The sequence below is a fragment of the Ructibacterium gallinarum genome, from assembly GCF_014982785.1.
GTDB lineage: Bacteria > Bacillota > Clostridia > Monoglobales > Monoglobaceae > Ructibacterium > Ructibacterium gallinarum.
This window is the reverse complement of the sequence record NZ_JADCKB010000057.1, coordinates 1-2210: the sequence shown is the minus strand read 5'-3', so window position 1 is coordinate 2210 and position 2210 is coordinate 1. Positions and strand designations below refer to the sequence as shown.

Sequence of the window (2210 nt, the reverse complement as noted above, 5' to 3'; positions counted from 1 at the left end):
ACATTCAGTCTGCCATTCGCCTTGGCATGGCAGTGCGGGCCGCCGATCGCTTTTCCTCTGTGGAACAGCTGCAAAATGCCCTCAACGGCCAAAGCACAACTTGGGTTCCAACGACTCCCGAGGAAAATATTATTCAAACGCCAAACCCGCCTTCCAGCGAAAAAAAGGCTGTGTCCAAACTGCTGATTGCCGTTTCCTGCTGCGCAATACTTTGCTGTATCGCCATGCTGGCTTTGATGCTTTATGTCATGTCTGGACGCCAAAACACCACTGCCAACAGCAGTACAACAACCGCACAAACCGAGGCCGTACAACAGGAAACACCAGCCGTCACACCTGTTCCGACTCTCATTCCTACCCCTACGCCTGCTCCTACGCCCACTCCCCATCCGGTTCATACCTATGATATCATTATTGATCACATTAGCTGGGACCAAGCCAATCAAAATGCGGCACTCGCCGGCGGACACCTGGTGACCTTCTCAGACCAGGAAGAATTTGATCATGTCCTTCGGTTGCTGTCTGACAGCAAATATGACGGCGTACGCAATGTATGGATTGGCGCCTGTTCTCCTGCCGGGCTGACCAGCCCTGCACAGGCACAGGCCTATTGGGCTTCCTCTCAGGCAAGATGGGTAACTGGCGAACCCTTCCTTTTTACCAAATGGCGAGAAGGAGAACCAAGCGGCTATGACGCCCGTCTGGGGACAGAAGAACGTTTTTTACAAATTTTTAGACCAAAAGTTGATGGATATGTATGGTCCTACAATGATTCGGGGGAGGATCTATCCGAATACCGCTCCGGTACTCTTGCATATATCATTGAATATGAATAATTTTACAAAATGAGGTGTAGCATTGATGAAACAGCAATTAATTTTACTTGTGCTGGCGGTCAGCTTCTTGCTTATTATGACCGGCTGTGGGAATACTCAAATACAGTCGGGTACACCAGCCGGCAATGAAATCAGCCAAAGTCAGATTCCGCAAGAAGATGCAAAAACGCCAACTTACTCTGCCTCCTCGTCTTTCCGAGCACAGGCAGAAGAGATTCTGAAAACAATGACTTTAGAGGAAAAGGTCTGGCAGATGTTTTTTGTCCGTCCAGAAGATATTACAGGCATCGGCGTTGCGATTCAGGCAGGAGAAACCACTCAAAAAGCTTTGGAACAGTATCCAGTGGGCGGACTGGTTTATTTCAGCCAGAACATTAAATCCCGTGAGCAGTTGGTAGAAATGATTCAAAATTCTCAAAGCTATAGCAAGCTCCCTCTATTTATTTCCGTGGATGAAGAGGGCGGCCGAGTGGCTCGGCTGGGTGATGCGGACATTGGCGTAACACAGCATCCGCCTATGGCACAGGTTGGCGCAGGCGGCGATCCGGGCCGTGCCGAAGAAATTGGTCGAACACTGGGACGCGAATTAAAAGAACTGGGCTTTAACATGGATTTTGCGCCGGTAGCAGACATTATTACCGTAGACAGCAATGAAGATATCGGTGACCGCTCTTTTGGCAAAGACCCGGAAATAGTGGCACAAATGGTTGCAGCCGAGGTTCAGGGATTACAGAGTCAGGGCATCAGCGCTACCTTGAAGCATTTTCCAAGCAACGGCAGTACATCCGCAAATACCCATGAAGAAATGGGCGTTTGCACACGCACACTGGAAGAAATGCGTAATGCGGAATTCATTCCATTCCGTGCAGGCATTGAAGCCGGAGCGGATTTGGTAATGGTGGCACATATGGCCGCCGTCAATTTGAGCGGTGACAATACACCAGCTACGCTCTCAAAGGCAGTCATAATGGATTTTTTGCGGAATGAACTGGGCTTTTCCGGTGTGATCATTTCAGACGCACTGAATATGGGAGCTATCACCAACCACTATACTGCCGCAGAATCGGCTGTCGCCGCCGTGAACGCCGGAGTGGATCTGCTATTGATGTCACCAGACGCAAAGAGTGCGGCACAGGAAATTTTAAATCAAGTTAAAGATGGAACCATTCAAGAAAACCGGATTAATGAAAGTGTTCGGCGTATTCTGGAGTTAAAGCTGAAACGAGGAATTTTATAAAAAGGGAGCGAAAAAATGGGATTATGTATGGGGTGCATGAAAGAAAAAGGAGAAGCACAGGTCTGTCCGTACTGCGGCCTTGACGAGAAGGAACTTGCCCAAAGCACAGGGGCATTTCTGCCGCCGGGCACCCTTCT

1 protein-coding gene and 1 pseudogene are annotated in these 2210 nt (G+C 49.2%); both read left to right on the top strand.

What is annotated here, in order from left to right; genetic code table 11:
- A pseudogene (locus tag INF28_RS12625) lies at nucleotides 1–836 on the top strand (hypothetical protein); the annotation flags it as partial.
- 25 nt (nucleotides 837–861) lie between these two features.
- On the top strand, nucleotides 862–2073 hold the full coding sequence (nagZ, locus tag INF28_RS12620; RefSeq protein WP_226393808.1) for a beta-N-acetylhexosaminidase: 1212 nt from the start codon (nucleotides 862–864) through the stop codon (nucleotides 2071–2073).
- Nucleotides 2074–2210 lie beyond the last annotated feature (137 nt).

Excerpts from the sequence above, each read along its gene's own strand:
- nagZ (WP_226393808.1), top strand. The coding sequence starts at position 862 with ATGAAACAGCAATTAATTTTACTTGTGCTGGCGGTCAGCTTCTTGCTT.